The sequence below is a fragment of the Cellulosilyticum lentocellum DSM 5427 genome, from assembly GCF_000178835.2.
Taxonomy (GTDB): Bacteria; Bacillota; Clostridia; order Lachnospirales; family Cellulosilyticaceae; genus Cellulosilyticum; species Cellulosilyticum lentocellum.
The window spans coordinates 167,528-182,191 of the sequence record NC_015275.1 but is presented as its reverse complement, the minus strand read 5'-3'; the positions used below and the strand labels follow the sequence as shown (position 1 = coordinate 182,191).

12 protein-coding genes and 10 tRNA genes are annotated in these 14,664 nt (G+C 32.8%); 5 read left to right on the top strand and 17 right to left on the bottom strand.

What is annotated here, in order from left to right; genetic code table 11:
• Nucleotides 1–71 precede the first annotated feature (71 nt).
• From CLOLE_RS00845 to CLOLE_RS00830, 4 genes are all read left to right on the top strand, one after another.
• Nucleotides 72–782 (top strand): PadR family transcriptional regulator, encoded by a 711-nt coding sequence (locus tag CLOLE_RS00845; RefSeq protein WP_013655181.1) that lies wholly within the window; start codon nt 72–74, stop codon nt 780–782.
• Nucleotides 783–1,224: 442 nt separating this feature from the next.
• Complete coding sequence (locus tag CLOLE_RS00840; RefSeq protein ID WP_013655180.1) at nt 1,225–1,971, top strand: ABC transporter ATP-binding protein; 747 nt, start codon at nt 1,225–1,227, stop codon at nt 1,969–1,971.
• 12 nt (nt 1,972–1,983) lie between these two features.
• On the top strand, nt 1,984–2,730 hold the full coding sequence (locus CLOLE_RS00835; RefSeq protein ID WP_157864019.1) for an ABC transporter permease: 747 nt from the start codon (nt 1,984–1,986) through the stop codon (nt 2,728–2,730).
• Nucleotides 2,730–3,797 carry an ABC transporter permease gene (locus tag CLOLE_RS00830; RefSeq protein ID WP_013655178.1) on the top strand — a complete coding sequence of 356 codons (1,068 nt, stop codon included), beginning with the start codon at nt 2,730–2,732 and terminating at the stop codon, nt 3,795–3,797. The genes CLOLE_RS00835 and CLOLE_RS00830 overlap by 1 nt, the downstream gene beginning before the upstream one ends.
• Before the next feature lie 83 nt (nt 3,798–3,880).
• On the opposite strand, the gene CLOLE_RS00825 is transcribed toward CLOLE_RS00830, so the two are convergent.
• The 14 genes from CLOLE_RS00825 to CLOLE_RS00760 all read right to left on the bottom strand — a co-directional run bounded on the left by CLOLE_RS00825 (nt 3,881) and on the right by CLOLE_RS00760 (nt 9,290).
• Nucleotides 3,881–5,056: a LolA family protein gene (locus CLOLE_RS00825; RefSeq protein WP_013655177.1), complete on the bottom strand. Its 1,176-nt coding sequence runs from the start codon at nt 5,054–5,056 to the stop codon at nt 3,881–3,883.
• Nucleotides 5,049–6,524, bottom strand: a complete 1,476-nt coding sequence (locus CLOLE_RS00820) for a HAMP domain-containing sensor histidine kinase (protein WP_013655176.1) — start codon at nt 6,522–6,524, stop codon at nt 5,049–5,051. The genes CLOLE_RS00825 and CLOLE_RS00820 overlap by 8 nt, the downstream gene beginning before the upstream one ends.
• A complete protein-coding gene (locus CLOLE_RS00815) occupies nt 6,521–7,225 on the bottom strand; it encodes a response regulator transcription factor (protein ID WP_013655175.1) in 705 nt (234 codons plus the stop codon). The genes CLOLE_RS00820 and CLOLE_RS00815 overlap by 4 nt, the downstream gene beginning before the upstream one ends.
• A 293-nt stretch (nt 7,226–7,518) precedes the next feature.
• The gene (locus CLOLE_RS00810; protein ID WP_013655174.1) at nt 7,519–7,932 is read right to left on the bottom strand and encodes a hypothetical protein; all 414 of its coding nucleotides are present in this window, start codon (nt 7,930–7,932) and stop codon (nt 7,519–7,521) included.
• A gap of 207 nt (nt 7,933–8,139) precedes the next feature.
• Nucleotides 8,140–8,212: transfer RNA gene (locus CLOLE_RS00805), tRNA-Phe, on the bottom strand.
• A 31-nt stretch (nt 8,213–8,243) separates the two neighbouring features.
• A tRNA-Met gene (locus tag CLOLE_RS00800) sits at nt 8,244–8,320 on the bottom strand.
• A 10-nt stretch (nt 8,321–8,330) separates the two neighbouring features.
• Nucleotides 8,331–8,411 (bottom strand) — tRNA-Tyr (locus CLOLE_RS00795).
• Nucleotides 8,412–8,437: 26 nt separating this feature from the next.
• A tRNA-Thr gene (locus CLOLE_RS00790) sits at nt 8,438–8,510 on the bottom strand.
• Between the two features lie 187 nt (nt 8,511–8,697).
• Nucleotides 8,698–8,781, bottom strand: a tRNA-Leu gene (locus tag CLOLE_RS00785).
• Nucleotides 8,782–8,788: 7 nt separating this feature from the next.
• Nucleotides 8,789–8,861 (bottom strand) — tRNA-Val (locus tag CLOLE_RS00780).
• A 56-nt stretch (nt 8,862–8,917) separates the two neighbouring features.
• A tRNA-Asp gene (locus CLOLE_RS00775) sits at nt 8,918–8,991 on the bottom strand.
• An 11-nt stretch (nt 8,992–9,002) separates the two neighbouring features.
• Nucleotides 9,003–9,075: transfer RNA gene (locus CLOLE_RS00770), tRNA-Lys, on the bottom strand.
• 45 nt (nt 9,076–9,120) lie between these two features.
• Nucleotides 9,121–9,195 (bottom strand) — tRNA-Pro (locus CLOLE_RS00765).
• A 23-nt stretch (nt 9,196–9,218) separates the two neighbouring features.
• Nucleotides 9,219–9,290, bottom strand: a tRNA-Glu gene (locus CLOLE_RS00760).
• A gap of 622 nt (nt 9,291–9,912) precedes the next feature.
• On the opposite strand from CLOLE_RS00760, the gene CLOLE_RS22290 reads away from it, so the two are divergent.
• Nucleotides 9,913–10,856, top strand: a protein-coding gene (locus tag CLOLE_RS22290; RefSeq protein ID WP_085951444.1) for an IS630 family transposase whose coding sequence is annotated in 2 segments (ribosomal slippage) — nt 9,913–10,063 and nt 10,063–10,856 — 945 coding nt in all. Because the reading frame shifts where the segments join, the coding sequence is not laid out codon by codon here.
• A gap of 546 nt (nt 10,857–11,402) precedes the next feature.
• Here CLOLE_RS22290 and CLOLE_RS00745 read toward each other — a convergent pair.
• The 3 genes from CLOLE_RS00745 to CLOLE_RS00740 all read right to left on the bottom strand — a co-directional run bounded on the left by CLOLE_RS00745 (nt 11,403) and on the right by CLOLE_RS00740 (nt 14,542).
• The gene (locus CLOLE_RS00745; RefSeq protein ID WP_013655173.1) at nt 11,403–13,610 is read right to left on the bottom strand and encodes a peptidase domain-containing ABC transporter; all 2,208 of its coding nucleotides are present in this window, start codon (nt 13,608–13,610) and stop codon (nt 11,403–11,405) included.
• A 368-nt stretch (nt 13,611–13,978) separates the two neighbouring features.
• The gene (locus tag CLOLE_RS22740; protein ID WP_013655172.1) at nt 13,979–14,122 is read right to left on the bottom strand and encodes a hypothetical protein; all 144 of its coding nucleotides are present in this window, start codon (nt 14,120–14,122) and stop codon (nt 13,979–13,981) included.
• A gap of 231 nt (nt 14,123–14,353) precedes the next feature.
• On the bottom strand, nt 14,354–14,542 hold the full coding sequence (locus CLOLE_RS00740; RefSeq protein ID WP_013655171.1) for a hypothetical protein: 189 nt from the start codon (nt 14,540–14,542) through the stop codon (nt 14,354–14,356).
• Nucleotides 14,543–14,664: the final 122 nt, after the last annotated feature.

The following is a 14,664-nucleotide window of genomic DNA, read 5'->3' as shown; positions in this document are numbered from 1 at the left end:
TTGTGTTGACATTATCCAACGTTGGATATAATATAGCATTATATTAACCAACATTGGATAAGGAGCTTTATATGGTACGCACACTTATTTTATATTATCTCAATATCAAAGCAACTCATGGCTATGAAATTCAAAAGTTCATTCAAGAAACAGGCCTAGAGCAATGGACCCAAATCAAATCAGGCTCTATTTACTACGCGCTATCTAAACTAGAAAAGCACGAAGAGATTACTTTAGTTAAAGAGGAAACACATGGTTCTAGAGTAAGACGCATTTATCAAATTACTGGCCTAGGAAAGAAAACCCTTCATACCATGTTAGAAGAAAAATTAAATGAAGAGCTCATGCCTTCTGCTTCTGAGAAGTTTGTACTTCCTTCTATGCTTAATCGCTTAGACAAAGAAACTGCCATTGAAATTATCAATCAGCATATTCAAAACCTTAAAGCAAGAGAAGACTACTGGCGCTATTGGCAAAGTATGAAAGTAACGAAAGATAGCCTCAAGCTAGATAAGCTTACCTTCGAACTGCCTCTTGTTAACCTTGAATATGCTATTAAATGGCATGAAACCTTAATAGAAGAGTATGATAGTATTATCGAACTAGGTAAAAAACAGGAGCAATTTATTGCTGGCTTTAACTTTGATGCACTTGAGGAAAGCCATTCTCTTTCAAACCAAAATAATCGCATCTCTGAACTAAAGAAGAAAATTCTTGATCAATCTCAAGATTCTAAAATGGCCCTTGATGAGCTTATTACACTACTTTCTAATCCTCAATAGGCAATTAACTATAAGACTTATGGGAAGCTTGATACATTATTGCTCTGGGCACCTGCCCCCGGTTCTGAATGTTTTTTAACTGTCGTTACACCTTCTTTCCACGCTGCGTCACTGTCTTGGATGTTTATGAGGTCAATAATGTTTGTGAAAATAAGTGGATAGGGGTGTCTGGAGCAGTGACTTGGGAGTATTTTTTAGAAGCACTTAGTGAACGTTTTAGATGGGTTTTAGGCAGCTGTCTGAGCGAAGCGAGTTCTGCCTTTCATCTAAATAAGTGAGCTTAGTGCTCTAAAAATGTGAACCGGAACAACGGAGGACATTCCTATCCACTTATTTTCTCTCAGATGTAATTCTCATAAACACCGAGACAAATTTCAATTTATTATTTTTTAAGCTATATATCCAACGTTGTATATAAAATATTGAGTAAAGGAGTTGTATTATGAAAAATTTATTAGAAGTCCATCAACTTTCTAAATGCTTTGGTGACAAAGCCGTCGTTAAAGATATTTCTTTCTCTATAAAATCAGGAGAAATCTTAGGCTTTTTAGGTCCTAATGGTGCTGGTAAAAGTACTACCCTTCATATGATCACTACACTTTTAGACCCTACTGCAGGTCGTATTATCTTTGAAGAACAACCGGTAGCCGATTATAACTATGATTACAAAAGAGCCTTAGGTCTTGTTCCTCAAGATATTGCTGTTTTTTCAGATTTAACAGCTTATGAAAATGTGAAATTCTTTTGCTCGCTTTATGGCATTAAAGGGACTGCTTTAAAAGAAGCTACTAAGACTGCTCTTGATTATGTAGGCCTCCTAGAACATAAAAACGAATATCCCAATACCTTTTCTGGTGGTATGAAAAGACGTCTTAATATTGCTTGTTCTATTGTACACAAACCTAAGCTTCTCATTATGGATGAACCTACAGTAGGTATTGACCCTCAATCTAGAAATAAAATTTTAGAAGTAGTTAAGAAGCTCTGTGAAGAAGGCACAACTATTATTTATACTTCTCATTACATGGAAGAAGTAGAAGCTATCTGCTCTAGAGTTATTATTCTAGATCATGGTGAAATTTTAGATGAAGGACCTTTGGAGGATATTAAAGCCAAATATTTACCTTATGGCGCAGATAACCTAGAAGCCATCTTTTTACACTTAACCGGCACGGCTTTAAGGGATTAGGAGGAGATAATGATGAACGAATTAAAAGTACTTTTTTCTTTTGGCCTTAGAAGAAGGATAAGGGACTCATTTTTAATAAGCTATGGTATTATAATGCCCCTTATTATGATTTTGCTTCTAGGCTACTTAGCCAGTGGTTACTATACAGGAATAGAAGGGATTTCTTCCTATAGCTATTACACTGTAGTCTCCTTACCTCTTTATACTTTTTTCTCCTCTATTACACTGATTTATGTTGCTAGAGAGGAACAACTTTTTAATGCTGGCTCACGTTTTATTGTGTCACCTATTCATAGATCCACCCTTGTACTTTATAAGATTTTACCTTCTACCTTGGTTACCTTTGCTTTCAACCTAATAGTCATGCTAGCTTGCAAATTACTGTTTAAGGTTAACTTTCAGGGGCAGTTCTTACAGGTTTTAGCACTCCTTGGTGCCTTTGGCTATATGTCTTGTAGCCTTGGTACTTTTATTGGATTATGTACTAAAAATTTTATGACCGTTAAAAACCTAGTAAGTACCCCTCTGCTCATTATGGGCTTTTTAGGAGGTAGTTTTTTCCCAATTGGTAGCTTAGGTAAAGGGTTTTTAATTGCTAGTTATTTTTCTCTTCTTACCTATGTTAACCAAGGACTATTTAAGCTACTTTATGATCACAATAACTTATTTTATATATTTGCTCTATGCATTACTCTATTCCTAGGTATTATCTTCACTGTAGGTTCTACCATAAAAATGCAAAAGGAGGCCTTTATCTAATGTGTACTTGGCTTATTTTCAAAAAAGAATGGACAAAAAATAAAAAGCATCCTGTTCAGCTTTTACTCACACTTTTATTACCTATTATCACTACTTGCTTAGTCATTTTGTTTTCGAGTCACATGAAACCTTCCATACACCTAGGCCTTATTAGTGAATCCTATCATTCAGATATTATAAAAAACCTAAAAGAACAGTCATTGTCTATCCCAAGGCTTACACTAACATCTGTTGATGCTGATTCTCTTTATTCAGATCTAATGACTTCTAAGTATGCTGCTATTATTAAACTAAAAGCTGATAACACCTTTGAAGCATTTAGCTTAGATGCAGGTCTTAGAGATCGATTAAATGCATTACTCAATCATCCTACTAACCTAGGTGAACTTCCTATTCTTAGTAACCTCTTAGAAAATCAGTCTGAGGCTTCTCTTTCTACTGCTAGTAGAAGTATGAGTTTTATCTTTTTAGTCATGATTATTACTGCCACATTACTAGCTGTTTCTATTCACAGAGAAAAAGCTGATGGCCTTTTAACACGCTATGGTTTATCTCCCCATCATGCATTATCTTATGTCAGTGGTTTCTTCTTGTATAACTTAGGTATGACCTTGCTACAAACTTCTGTAATAGCTAGTCTCATCTTTGTTTTTAAGTTACCTTTAGATATTTCATTACCTTCATTTATCCTGATAGGAAGCTTAATCAGTTTCAGTAGCTCTACCCTTGCATTTTTAATAGTAGGCTTAACCTCCAATGAGCTTTCTGCTAGTACCTTAGCTTCTTCTATTGGATTATTGCTTTCTTTACTTGGTGGTGCTTTTTTACCCTTAACTAAAATGCCTTCTGGTTTTCAATTTATTAGCACATTCACATTTACCAGATGGCTTATCGAAGCCACAGATGCATTAACATCCCCTCCTCTTACTACTTCTAATTACCTACCTATAGGGGCCATGTTACTTCTCACACTGATTATGCTGTTTCTTGCATTTGCACTTAATGTTAAAAAACTCTCCACTCATCATATCAATCCTCAAAAATCAGAGTCCTGCATCAAAGCCTAACCTCATAGGCTTGACTTTGTACTCATAATAAAAGCAAGTTACCTCACTATAAAGCCCATGTAGCTTGCTATAATCTTATTTCTTTATTTCTTTATTTCTAAAGCTTCCGCTAACTTAACGAGTTCTTCCTTACTAATTTCACCATTCTTTACATAAAGATCACAAAGGGTTCCTTCTTTAGCAAACTCTATAATCTTCAGCGGTGCTTGTTCTACAAAAATTGCCTCTACATCACCTATTTTTATCTTTTCACAATTAAGTTCGAAGCTTTCTTGAAGTTTGCTACTTGGCATATTCTGTACAATAAACTCTTCCCCTTCTGGAGTTAGATATGTAATTTCCACTCTTGCATAAATTTGATTGCTAGTTTCTATATAGCGTGCTTCCTTCATTTTTGCAACCTTCTCATCAGGTATATAAAAAATCGGAACTTTAAGCCAATCAACAGCTTCTTTCAGAGATACTTCTTGATTAACTATATCTAGATTTTCATCTAAATGAACTACCTTTGCATCTTTAGGAATATCCATGATAAACTTTTCCTTATCTATTCTAGGATTTAAGGTGAAATCCTTATATTCCTGCTCTACTATTAAATTTCCTATGGTACTCTTACTCTTAATAACCATCCAGCTATCTTGATCAATCCAAAGTTCCACAGTGGCCTCACCTAGTTTACCCTGCTTAGGTACCGCTAATACATATTGTGTTGTATAACCACCTATTTTTACATTATCTTTAATTGTAACATCATGACTACTACTCACTTCATTAATAAATTCCAGGGCATATTCCTTTAAACTTCCAGAACGAAGTACTTGATTAATACCTTGGCACACCGTAGGATTGACCTCATCTGCTAATGACACAGGTTTAATATAATAAATATCCTTAGCAGGCACATATGCAATGAGTTGATCCCCATTAGTTACATCGATTTCTTCATCAGCTTCAATTTCCCCCTTTATTAATCCGTTATCAACTGCTTCCTTATATGCATCTGTTATTGTAAATTTATACTCTATACGATACTTATTTTTATCGCCTTTCCACTCTTTGTAATTTGTCTTGGACAAAAGTTCCCCATCTTGATATTGATTAATCTCCGCTTCACCATAAAAGGTATTAATAGTTTCATCACCTTGCACCATAGCTTCTGCGACTCCCTCTGATGCAAAAAAACTACAACCACTGGTTATTCCTAACAGATTACTTACTAAAAAAAAATATAAGATATAATTCCAAGCTCTTTTACTCATTTTCTTCCCCTTTCCTATTCGAGGTAATACTTGGTAAATAACAAACCATCATATTACCCACCTCTGGAATTGGTACTACTTCTATTGCACCACCGTGCTTACTCATAATCATCTTAGAAATACTAAGGCCTAATCCCACACCTTTATGTTCTTTCTTACTACGTGCTTCATCCCCTTGATAAAATGGTTTAAACAAACTCTCCCTTTCTCTCTCTGCAATAGGTATTCCTTGATTTATAATCAGAAGCCACATACCAGGCGTTTTATACTTTTCTAAAGCTTCTTTTCCTACTTCATGAACCCACTCCGGTAATTTAACATTGGTAGAAAAAGCTCCCATCCAAATCTTTCCGTAATCTGGTGTATGCCGTATAGCATTACTTACAATGTTATCTACCACTCTAGTCATATATTTAACATTTACTAAATAGTCATCATGAACTTCTATGGCTTGCTCTAAACTTAAATGTTTCGCTTCGCACATACCCTCAATACCTGAGAAGAGCATATCACAGAATTCCTCACCTTCTACTTCTACAAGGCCTAAGTCATACTCCATAGTTAATAAATTATAAGTCAGTAAATCATCTAGCATATCTTTCATATAGTCACATTTATTTAAAATGGTTGATAAGTATTCTTCATACCTTACTTCATCTTTAACATCTCCTAGCTTAAACATCTCCGTATAAGCTCTTATAGCTGTTAAAGGCGTTTTTAAATCGTGCGAGATAGTAGCAATCATATATTCTTTAGCTTTTTGTTCCTGTTCCATTAAATGCTTATTCTTCTCTAAGTTATCCTTCATTTCATTAAAATGAGCACATAATTCTCCGATTTCATCACTCGCCCTATAAGTAATATGAACCTCACTATTACCCTTGGCATAGTCATTCATACTTCTAATAACTCTCTTAATAGGCTCATTAAATCTTTTATTAATCATTCTAATAGCTAGGCCAAATATCAAAATATTAACTAGTATAAAACAGCCACAACTTAATATAATATTATATCTTATAGTATTTTTTAGATTCTCCCTAGCAATAGTAATTTTATAGAAACCAACAATATGACCTTCATCAAAAACAGGTTTTTTCAACGTGTCGGTATTATAAGTATGCTGAATTTCATTCAGATTTTTATAAAGGCCTTCTCTAGACAACATGTACTCATATCCTGGCACAGTAGAATAAATAGACTTCCCGCTCGCATCATATAAGACTACTTCTACATTTTCATTAGCTTCTAGTTCTTCTAACTTCATATCTTGATCTGGATTTAAGTAAAGCTCAGGTTTGTCTAATAACTCCTCGTACTTAAAAAGCTCTATACTAGAAGCTAAGTAGTCTTTTACTTCTGTTCGTTTATTATAAGCGCTATTAGCTTGGTATAAAATGCATACCGTTAATATAGGAGTTAAAAGAACCAATAAGTGAGATATGATTAAATAGGTTTTTAGCTTCACTGAATCCTGCCTCCTATAAACCTATAGCCAATGCCCCACGCTGTTTCGATAAATTTAGGATTTTTACTATCTTCTTTTAGCTTGTTTCGTAGCTGTTTTATATGTACGGTAATCGTATTACTGCTTTCAATATCTTCTTCGTGCCATATATGTTCATAAAGTTCTTTTTTAGTAAAAGGTCGCTGAGGATTTTTTGCTAAGATGGTTAATAGCGCCCACTCTGTTGCTGTTAAATTTAATTCTTCTTCATTTAAATAAGCTTGCTTACGATTAAAATTGATACTTAATCCACCTTCATAATGATGAATTTCTTCCTGTTCCTCACTGCTATTCATACGTTTATAGCGTCTTAGCAGTGATTCAATTCGAGCTTCTACTTCAGGTAAACTAAAGGGTTTTGTCACATAATCATCTGCTCCAATTTTTAGCCCTTTAATCTTATCTAGTTCTTTATTTCTAGCACTAATAATTAAGATGGGGACATCACTAACCCACCTTATACTTTGACAAAGGCTATAGCCATCCATTCCAGGCAGCATAATATCTACAATAAGAAGATCATACATTTTCATTTTAAAATCTTCTAAACCTTCATTCCCTGTAGAAGCCCAGTTCACCTCATAGCCTTTATTCATTAGATATTCTCTTAAAATATCTGCAATTTGCTCATCGTCTTCTACTATTAATAAACGTCCAAGCATCTATATCTCACCCTCTCTATGCCCATTCTCCATTTTCTACTTTTATCATATACCGTAATTACCTTAGTTTAAAATTGTTTATAAATATTTTATTTATATACACCTACTATGTTCTATTATAATGCTTAAAATCTATTTATCAAAAGATATAGTCTATATGTTCACTATAATTATTTATTAAATACTTTTTACTATTAAGATTTCATGAAACCCCTTGATAATTTTACACTACATAAATTTGCATGCAAAAAGGACTGTTTATTGTAACAGTCCTTTTTTACAACAAGCTTTATTTAAATATTTTTTAGGGGGATCTTTTTTCTAATCTTATAGCTCACTTTACCATTTTCATTTACTTCTTTTATGCTATTAAGATAAAAAATGTATTCTTTATCAACCATTACAGGTTCATAACCACCTTCAACAATCATACAAGCTCTACCTCTATAGCTACTTTCCATATAAGGTTCTTGTACTTTGATAATTTCCTGTTTATTTACTTCTCCAGCTATAATACCTGTGATTTGTAATTTTGCTTCTGTAAATCCAGATACTTCGCTAAGTTTAATAGTTGTTTTTTCTGGTAATACTGTTGCTATTACAACTATTTCTGCATTAATATCATTATATATTTTTTCTCTTTGGTTAATAGAAGGTCCGTTATAAACGCCATCTATTATGTTTCCTAGTATGCTATTTATATTCATATAGTATGACCTCCTTAACTTGAGTGGATAGATTTTTTATTTGAAGCTTCACATTATCAAGTATATACACTCATATCAAGGCTGACTATTAAATATTCATTCTGTAACATTACTATCAACTAAACGAAATATTTTGAAATCTAAATTTAACAATAAAAAAATACCCCCCAACTAAGCTTTCTTAGTTAAAGAGTACCTTTTCTTAAATGCCCAGAGCCGGAATCGAACCAGCGACACGAGGATTTTCAGTCCTCTGCTCTACCGACTGAGCTATCTGGGCATGTATTAGCGCCAAGTTCGCGCTAATCTTATGGTAGCGGGAACAGGATTTGAACCTATGACCTTCGGGTTATGAGCCCGACGAGCTACCTAGCTGCTCCATCCCGCGATATAGGTTATGGAGGGAGAAGGATTCGAACCTTCGAAGCTATCGCAACAGATTTACAGTCTGCCCCCTTTGGCCGCTCGGGAATCCCTCCATAGATACAAAATATTCATTTTGTAAAGCCGACGATCGGACTCGAACCGATAACCTGCTGATTACAAGTCAGCTGCTCTGCCAATTGAGCCACGTCGGCATATTCATAATATAATTGAAATCATTGACGACACTAGTCCTTGGCTAGGTTAGTCTTCTATACGTGTGCACCAATTAGCAATCCTCTTGATACCTTTGGTATCTGCGCTAGAATTGAGCCACATCGGCCTTCATCTACCAGCTTTTGAACAATCCAATTATATAATCACACTTTAATTATTTAAATATGCCCGAGACCGGAATCGAACCGGTACGAGGGTTAGCTCGCAGGATTTTAAGTCCTGTGCGTCTGCCAGTTCCGCCACTCGGGCACATTAATGGTCGCTATAGGGCTCGAACCTATGACCCCCTGCTTGTAAGGCAGGTGCTCTCCCAGCTGAGCTAAGCGACCTTATAATGGTAATATTACCACTTGTTAAAAAATTAAGCAATTAAAAATCACTTAAACGACCCAGAAGGGACTCGAACCCTCGACCTCCGCCGTGACAGGGCGGCGTGCTAACCAACTGTACCACTGGGCCATATAAAAAAGTGAGCCACCCGGGAATCGAACCCGGGACAACTTGATTAAAAGTCAAGTGCTCTACCGACTGAGCTAGTGACCCACATTAGATCTAAAAGCCTACTTCTAAGGAAGTCGTTTTAGATAATCGGGGTGACAGGACTCGAACCTGCGGCCTCCTGAACCCAAATCAGGCGCTCTAGCCAAACTGAGCCACACCCCGGCTTTTGTTAGATAAACTAACAATGACCCATACGAGAATCGAACTCGTGTTACCGCCGTGAAAGGGCGGTGTCTTGACCGCTTGACCAATGGGCCTCATTATTATTTGCTGCGTTTGTTTCTTTGTTTCCTCGCCGCTGACTTTTACTATGTTACACCATATTGTTACATACGTCAACTCTTTTTTTATTTTTTTTAACAGGAAATTTCACTTTTATCCTTAGCCCCCTAAAATTTGACGTATTAAAGGAATATCAATAACCTTAGTATATGTATTCTTATTTTTTTTATCCTCTACTTTATATATTTAACTCAAGTATTTTTTACATTAGAATACTTCTCTTAAGCTTCAATTCTATCGGCATAAAATATGTTATTTATACTATGTCTTCATTATATATAGCACAATTAACTCTACTACATTCATCCATACTAATCTACTTCTAATGACCTTGAAAGAATACACTTTCTAAAAAAGCTTAAATCTAGAAATACTATTTTGATGAGTTATATTAGTTAAATTTATAAATAGAATAATCCCTAATCATGTGATATCTTGTTATCTAAAAACAAAATAGGTAAATACATGTTAGAATTCAAATACTATTTATCTATATAGAAACAGATTACTAGATTTCATCCATTAATCCCCTAATGAGAAAGTACATAAATTTTGACAATCTATGTATATATTCTTAAATTCGGGGGACTTTACACTATGACTGCACGCTTATCAGAATTACAACGTATTCAAGAGGCTATGAATACTACTAAATCTACACGTATGCAACAAAGATATCAAGTTATCTTATTACACCTAAAAGGATATCAAAACATTCAGATTGCCGATATTGTAGGACGTTGTGAGATACCGTCGGAAAATACGTTAATACCTATAAAAAGCACGGTATAGCTGGTCTAATTATTAAACCTCGTGAAGGTGCAAAACCAAAGCTTACTCCAGAACAAGAAGCTATTTTAATTCAGACAGTATCGACTAAAACACCTGATCAGGTAGGCTTATCTCCTTATAAGTCATGGAACTCTAAGCTTGTTTGTTTATGGGTGAAAGAACAGTTTGATGTTACTTACACCAATGGTGGTATGCGTGATATGTTATTGCGTTTAGGATTTAGTTATACCAAACCAACTTATTCTTTAGCTAAAGCAAATGCTGAGAAGCAAAAGACCTTTAAAGAAGATTTTGAGGTTTTAAAAGGGCAGCAACGTATTATTCCTACTTTTGGACAACATCAAGGCGTAAAATTACTTGGTGTCTTGAATTATGAGACAGGTCATGTATATGTTCAAAAGGAAGAACACTACGATGCAGAAGTATTTTTACAGTTTCTAAAAAAGGTATTAACTATTTACCCAACAGGTAAAATCGCCTTAGTGCTTGATAATGCACGAATTCATCATGCTAAGCTCATACAACCATTTTTAGAAAAGAATAAAGAACGGTTAAAACTTATATTCTTACCAGCATATAGTCCTGAATTGAATCTTATTGAAGGTTTATGGAAATGGCTAAAGAATACAGTTATATATAACGTATTTTATAAGAGTGTATATGAGATTCGTAGAGCAGTGCAAGATTTTATAAAATACATAAATTTCCATACAGATGAAGTTATAGATAGACTATGCATTGAAATGTAATTTTACAATCTGTTTATATATAATAAAAAATTATTATGACTTAAAACTACACGCTTTAATCACTTTAGATACCTATGTTATAGATATTAAAATTATTGCTCCCAACGTAACTGATTAAGATATTCTATGTAAACTTATACCTAATTCTTATTGAATCATATTCTTTAGGAAATAGTGGATATATCCGTAATGTATTACCTCAAAAATTACAAGCTGAAAAAGATATTACACTATTAATTTCAAAATACACCAATAGTAAAACTCCTTATCCTAAAGAATTAAGAAAACCAATAAACAAAAATTTGAGACCACCTTTTCTCTGGTAACAAAACAATTGTGCATAACCGAAGTATTAGTAATCTCAGTAAGTGGCCTAAATGCTAAATTTTAAAGTATACTCCAGGCGATAACATTATATATTTTGAATAAATTTCCCAACAAAACTCTAACAAGTAACTTAAATCTAATATTTCCACAAATAAACTTGATGCTAATTACTATAATAACTTATCCTATTATCATATATATTCTACTTATTAGGAAATACTAATTAGCACATATGGCTATTTTATTATCCGCTATATACATTTGATAATATACCCCCTTCTTATCTATTAATTCCTTATGAGTTCCATGTTCAACAATTCCCCCTTCTTTCATTACGTATATCCTATCGCATTCTTTTATCGTACTTAGTTTATGTGCTATAATAATAAGAGTTAACTCTCTACTTAAATCTAGGATGGTATCCCCTATATTATTTTCTGTAATTGTATCAAGATTGCTAGTAGCTTCATCAAGAACTATAATATTCGCTCCTTTTACTAAAGATCTGGCAATTGACAAAAGTTGTCTTTGTCCTCCCGAAATATTCTGACCATTTTCATCAAGATACGTTTCATAGCCCAATAGTGTTTTATTTATAAACTTATCAGCTTTACTTATTCTACATGCTTCTTTGATTTCCTCAAATGTCGATTCTGGATTACCTAGTTTTAAATTGTTTATTATGCTATCCGAAAATAAAAATGTATTTTGATCAACATATGCTATATTTCTTCTTATATCGCCCAAACTTATATTGCTAATATCTTGTCCATTAATTTTTATGTTTCCTTGCTCTGGAATATAGAATTCAAGCAGCAATTTTACCAACGTAGTTTTACCACAACCGCTCTCACCTACTATTGCTATTCTCTCACCTTCATTTATCTTTAGATTAATGTCCCTTAATGTTAATTCATTATTCGAATAACGAAAGCTAACACCTTCATATTCTATGGTCTCTATATTAAGTTTCTCCACTTCATTATCATAGCGTTCTACTCCTATGTCTAATATATCATTTAGCCTTTCTGCTGCAACAACTGCTGTCTGTATCATAGGTTGCAATTTTATAATATTTTTAATAGGTGATATAAAATACCCTTGTAATGCATAAAAAGTAAGTAACATCCCCACTGTGATTATATCATTTAAAACCATATAGAAACCAACCCATAAAACAACCACTATACCAATTGTTTCAACTAATCTAAGTAACACATCTTGGGATGAGCTAATAATACTTCCTTTTAGCACATCGTTAATTAATATATTAAATCTTCGAGTTGTATTCTGCGTCACTATTTCCTCTGCATGGTTAGCTTTAATAGTCTCTATTCCATCAATAGTTTCTTTAAAATATGATTGTAATTTTGAATTATTTTCCATTATTCTATAATTTATAGTTTTTATAGCTTTTTTATAACATAAGATTACTATTAAATATATACTTATTACTATTAATGATATAGCAAATAATAACCTACTCTTAAAATATAGAATTATACCTCCAAATACAACCATAGTAGAATCTAACATAATTGTTAATGTAGCTCCCGAAACCGCTGAACGTATTGTTGTAGCATCAGAAAATCGTGCTAAATATTCACCAGTTAGCCTGCCTTTTACAGCCGAAACAGGAATATTCATTAAATGCCTATAGTATGAAAGCATTAATGAAATATCTATTTTTTTTGAAACAATAGCTAGTAAATAATTTCTTACTAATTGCATAATTGCTTGAATTAAATACACTACAATTAGAACAATAAAAACTAAATTAAAACTTAAAATACCATTAATAGGCCCTCTTACTATTTTTGTTAGAGAATCCTTACTAGGTAGGAAATTATCTATAACTGCTTCAAAAACAAATGTCCCCATTATCCCAATCAAAGAAATAATCAAAGATAAGAAAAAAATACTTATCAATATACTCTTCTGTTCACCTATTAGTTTAAAGAATCTGGCAAAATTACCTTGGCAATAATCTCCTTCTTTAAATTCTTGCGTTTTTTTGAAAGTAATCACATACCCTGACCAAATCTTTATAAATTCTTCTTTAGAATACTTAACCTTTCCTTTAGATGGATCACCTATGGTAACTTTATTTTTTTTGATATCAAAAACAACTATATAATGCGATTCTATTGTATGAATAATAAATGGAAAACTAATTTCTCCTCCATTAATAGCCACCTCTAAATCTTCTAAGCTTCCATTTAAAGCTTCTGCTTGTAATCCAATTTGTGTTGCTCCATCAACTAAACCATATAAGTTCGTTCCACTTATATCTGTTTTACTAAATTCTCTGTATCTCTGAAGAGGGTATTTTAATCCATAAGAATAAGATATCATTGCAAGACAAGCTGCACCACAGTCCCTCTCATCATGCTGCTTAATAATATATTTTTTCATATCTATCTTCATCTTTCTATATTTTGATTTTAAATCTAAATTCCTTATTACCTATCCCTAGGTTTTGTATTAATAACATATATCAACTAATAATTTTAATTATATTGAGTAAACGCTAATATTTATACCAAAATACTCGTCTTTTATTTTCATTAAAGTTTATTTCTCTCAAAATCAGATGTTGAATCTGTCCTATCTTATTTATAGGGGCATTGTCTAACACTTATTCATAAAGCATCGGATATTGTTAACTAATATTTCATTTTAAAATCTAGCTGTTAATTCTAATTTAAAGGCGATTAATATGAGATTAATCATTAATTGAAAAAATACAGTTTCTATATGATTCCTATCTCTAGTAATCTAATTACTTATTGCATTCAGATAAGAATTTTTTTGCTATTATTTCGCTTAATCATACGAAGCATAATATTATTTTTCTCTAATTCTTTAGCTATATGACCACCTATATATCCTTTATCTTTAAGAAAAACCCCTAATTTCCATAAGTTATAAACACCCACAGTATTTCTCCATCGTGATTATACTCTGCTATAGATTCACTGTCGGCAATTTATGTGTCAAAATAACTAAATTATGTATCCTCTAATCAAAATTTACATTTATGCAAAAATATTTCTGCTACTCTTTTATAGAATCAAGTAAAATAACAAATCAACTAAATAATTCTAGATAAATATAGAGACAACTATAGTTTGTTTTTCATAACCATAATTGCCTCCAATATTTTACTTTTAGCCCCAAATTCCAGGGCAATTCACTAAATGATTTTTCAACTGAGTTTCACAGTGATCTCTTGCAATTGTATACCAAAATGAAAATGTGTACTCATATGTATAATCCCAATCACAAGCTTGGCAATATACATAATATGTATATCCCCCTTTAATCATTCTCATTTCTTTTTCATTTACTTTTTTCATTATTCTTCCTCCCTCCATATTAATATTATGTTTTTAATAAAAATATATAGGCTAAGTCTTAGCACATATATTCTTACCATATCATAAATTTAATTATTTATAAAGTTTTTATTATTCTTTTT